The 4,498-nt window shown below is 66.5% G+C and carries 1 protein-coding gene; it reads left to right on the top strand.

Going from position 1 to position 4,498, the window contains the following annotated elements:
- Nucleotides 1-372: 372 nt before the first annotated feature.
- Nucleotides 373-4,083, top strand: a complete 3,711-nt coding sequence (locus J8J14_RS24395) for a PAS domain-containing protein (RefSeq protein WP_209382136.1) — start codon at nucleotides 373-375, stop codon at nucleotides 4,081-4,083.
- Nucleotides 4,084-4,498: the final 415 nt, after the last annotated feature.

Raw genomic sequence — 4,498 nt, 5'->3', positions numbered from 1 at the left:
ACCGCGGCGAAGCGGGTCGGCAGGCAGAGCATGGCGGCGTCTCTTGGCGGGGACGCATCCACCCTAGCCGGTCAGCCCGCTCCGCCGCCTCTCCTCAGCTCAAATGGCCAAAGTCGAGCTTAGGGATGACGATTCCATTCCGTCCAGCATTCTGCTACACGCGGCCTCTATGCTCTCCAGTAGCCTACTGACAGCCCTGCTGACGCCCGAACGTCATGGTCAAACAGAGGCGCAGGTGACGTCTGGACGACGTCGGACCGCGAGCGAGGATGTCCGTACCGGCTTGCGGCTGCGGATCAAGGCTGATCCGCTTCAGCCCACTGGGCACGATCATCGCCAGGCGGGCGGGGCTTCTGGCAAGGCTCTATTCCAGTGACAGAGCAGAACGAGAGGCCCTCTTGGACCGAAGCGGAGCGCCTCGCGGCACTGGACCGCTACGCGATCCTCGACACGCCGCCGGAGCAGGACTTCGACGACCTGGCCCGCATGGCTGCCGATCTGCTCGGGGCACCGATCGCCGCGGTGAACCTCATTGCTGAGCGACGGCAATGGTTCAAGGCCGAGGTGGGGCTGGGTGTTCGGGAGATGCCGCTCGACAACTCCATCTGTGCCCGGGTGCTGCTCCAGCCGGGCGAACTGGTCATCCCGGACCTGCTGGAGGACCCCCGATTCAACTGCAACCCGCTGGTCACGTCAGGACCGGGGCTGCGCTTCTACGCGGGTGAGCTGTTGAGGAGCCCGGACGGCTTCCCTCTCGGTACGCTCTGCATTCTCGACACCAAGCCCCGACCGGAGGGCCTCTCCGAGCAGCAGCGCTTCGTGCTGCGGACCCTGGCTCGCCAGGTCATGAGCCAGCTCGACCTCCGGCGCAGCCTAGCTCAGCAAGAACGCCTCCGGGCCGAGCAGGCCCGTTCAGATGCCCTTCGGCGGCAGGTGCTGGACAGCGCCACGGACGTTGCGGTCATCACCATGGACCTCGCGCGCAAGGTCACCGGCTGGAACATCGGGGCGGCGAACATCCTGGGCTGGACGGAAGCTGACGCGGTCGGCCAGTCCGCGGACCTGATCTTCGTGCCCGAGGACCGGGCCGCCGGTCTTCCAGAGGCGGAGATGGAGCGAGTAGCCCGGGAAGGACGGGCCGCCGACGAGCGCTGGCACCTGCGCAAGGACGGCTCCCGCTTCTGGGCTTCGGGCGAGGTAATGCCGCTTCGGGATGAGCGGGGCGTTCATACCGGATATCTCAAGATGCTGCGCGACCGAACCGGGCAGCACCTCGCGGGCGAAGCCCTGGAGGCGATGAACCAGCGCTTCCGGCTGGCGCAGCAAGCGACCCGGGAGGCGATCTGGGACTGGAGCTTTGGCGACAACAGCGTCCTCTGGAACGAGGCGCTCGAGGAGGCCTATGGCTGGCGGCCCGAACAGGTGGAGCCGACGGGAGAGTGGTGGCTCGCCCGGATCCACCCGGAGGACCGGGACCGGATCGCCCACAGCATCCACGCCGTGATCGACGGTACCGGGACGAGCTGGACCGACGAGTACCGCTTCCGCCGCGCCGATGGCAGCTACGCGCAGGTACTGGACCGCGGCTACGTCATCCGTGGGCCGGACGGCCGCGCGGTCCGCATGATCGGCGCCATGCAGGACCTGAGCGAGCGGAAGCAGGCCGAGGCAGAGTTGCGGGAGGCCGCCGATCGCCTTCGCCTCGCGACCAGCGCTGCCGGGATCGGCACCTTTGACTACCGCGTGCGGTCCGGCGAGCTGACCTGGGACGATCGCTGTCGCGCTTTGTTCGGCATCCTGCCTGGCGAGCCGGTGAGTTACGAGGGATCCTTCCTCGCGGGCCTGCACCCGGCTGACCGGGTCATGGCTGACGCGGCCGTGCGCTCGGCGCTGGACCCCGCCGGTTCGGGCAGGTTCAACTGCGAGTACCGCACCATTGGACTATCGGACGGTGTCGAGCGCTGGGTGCTCGCGAACGGAGAGGCCTACTTCGAGGAGGGAGCACCGGTCCGCCTGATCGGCACCGTGCGCGACGTCACGGATCGCAAGCGGGCCGAGGAGGCCCTGCGCGAGAGCGAGGCGCTGGCGCGTGAGAACATTCAGCGCGTGCAGCTCGCGCTGGCCGCAGGCGCGATCGTTGGAACCTGGCATTGGGACCTGCCCACCGACCGCTTCACCGTGGACGAGGCCTTCGCCCGGACTTTCGGCCTTGATCCCGCACTCGGGCGCGAGGGCCTCAGCCTTGAGCAGGTGGTCGCAACTGTCCACCCGGACGATAAGGCCGGACTGGCTGCCGCCATCGACGAGGTGATCGCCCGTGGTGGCGCATACGCGCATCAGTACCGGGTCCGGCGGGCGGACGGGCGGTACTACTGGATCGAGGCAAATGGCCGCGTCGACCACGGACCGGACGGCAGGCCGCTGAGCTTTCCAGGCGTTCTCATCGACATCGAGCAGCGTCGCGCCATCGAGGCGGAGCGCGACAGGGCGACAACTCTGCTGCGGCACTTCATCGAGGCTGTTCCTGGCGTCGTTTATGCCAAGGACAGGGAAGGGCGCATGCTGCTCGCGAACCGCGGCACCACTGAGCTGATTGGCAAGCCCCCTGAGTTCTATCTTGGCAAAACGGATGCCGAGTTCCTCGATGACAAGGCGCAGGCTGAGGCGGTCATGTCCAATGACCGCCGGGTCATGGAAGCCGGAGTCCTTCAGCAGTTCGAGGAGGAGGTCCAGCTGCCCGATGGAAGCCCAGCTGTGTGGCTTTCCACGAAGGCACCGCTGCGAGATGAGAAGGATAACGTCATCGGGCTCGTTGGCACCTCGCTCGACATCACCGCTCGCAAGGCGGCCGAGGGTGAGCGGCAGGCGCTGAACGATATCCTGGAGAAGCGTATCGCAGCGGCTATGGCAGAGCGTGAACGGACCGAGGAGGCGCTGCGCCAGGCACAGAAGATGGAGGCTGTAGGGCAGCTCACCGGCGGGATCGCGCACGACTTCAACAACCTGCTGACCGGGATTACAGGTTCTCTGGAACTCCTGAACACCCGCATCGCCCAGGGGCGGGTCAATGACGTGCAGCGATATGCGACCGCAGCCCTGGGTGCCGCCCACCGCGCCGCCACCCTGACCCACAGGCTGCTGGCCTTCTCGCGGCGCCAGACGCTCGACCCCAAGCCGACCGACGTGAACCGGCTGGTCGCCGGGATGGAGGAGCTCATTCGGCGCTCCATCGGGCCTGCCATCGAATTGGAGGTGGTCGGGGCTGTAGGGCTCTGGCCGACGCTGGTGGACGCGCCGCAGCTTGAGAGCGCGCTGCTGAATCTCTGTATCAATGCCCGCGACGCCATGCCCGATGGCGGGCGGTTGACCATCGAGACCGCCAACCGCTGGTTGGACACGCGCACGGCCCGGAGCCGCGATCTTCAGCCCGGGCAGTATGTCAGCCTGTGCGTCTCGGACACGGGTACCGGCATGCCGCCGGACATCATCGCCAAGGCATTTGAACCGTTCTTCACCACGAAGCCGATCGGCCAGGGCACTGGCCTCGGCCTGTCGATGATCTACGGTTTCGTTCGGCAGTCGGGGGGGCAGGTGCGGATCTACTCGGAGGTGGGACAGGGCACGATGGTGTGCCTTTACCTGCCCCGGCACGTCGGCGGCCCGGAAACTGCAGAGGAGGTGCCTGAACTGGCCGACGCGCCACGGGCTGGGAAGGGTGAGACCGTGCTGGTCGTGGATGACGAGCCCACGGTGCGCATGCTGGTCACAGAAGTGCTGGAGGAACTTGGCTATGCGGCGATCGAGGCCGCGGACGGCCCCTCGGGCCTCAGGGTGCTGCAGTCGGATATTCGCATAGACCTGCTGGTGAGCGATGTTGGACTGCCCGGCGGCATGAACGGCAGGCAGATGGCCGATGCGGCGCGGATCACCCGCCCCGACCTCAAGGTGCTGTTCATCACGGGCTATGCCGAGAACGCCGTGGTCGGGAACGGTCATCTCGCGCCGGGTATGCATGTCATGACCAAGCCCTTCGCTATGGACGCCCTGGCATCGCGCATCCGGGAGGTAATCCGCGACTCCTGAGCCGGATGGCAGCTCTTCGGCCCGCCAACGGAGGAATCTCTTGGGCGCCGAAGCTCCTCTAGCGGCAAAGGGCTGCCAAACCGGGCGCCATCGAAGCGTACCCGACATGGCGCGCGATGATGGGCAGCTAGCGCCCGAACAGCCTGCGGAGCAGTCCCGGATGCGTAGGGCATGCCGCAACCCGATCTGTGAGCCGTAGTCATGAAGCCAGAGCACGTAGCGCTCAAGGCCGAGAGCCTCGGTAAAAGCTTCAAATACGTCGGCGTAAGCATCAAAATCATAGGCGAAGCTGGACCTTGTTGCATCGATCGAAGCGGTGGATGCATCTCTCCCGAGAGCCCTAATGATCAGGCGATGCGGACGTAATCTGGGCGACCCAGGTCCAACATGCGGTTCAGCACCTCGGCGGCGATGG

The sequence above is a fragment of the Pararoseomonas baculiformis genome, assembly GCF_017813395.1.
Classification (GTDB): Bacteria; Pseudomonadota; Alphaproteobacteria; order Acetobacterales; family Acetobacteraceae; genus Roseomonas; species Roseomonas baculiformis.
The sequence above is the reverse complement of the archived record's forward strand: the minus strand, read 5'-3'. Positions and strand labels throughout refer to the sequence as shown.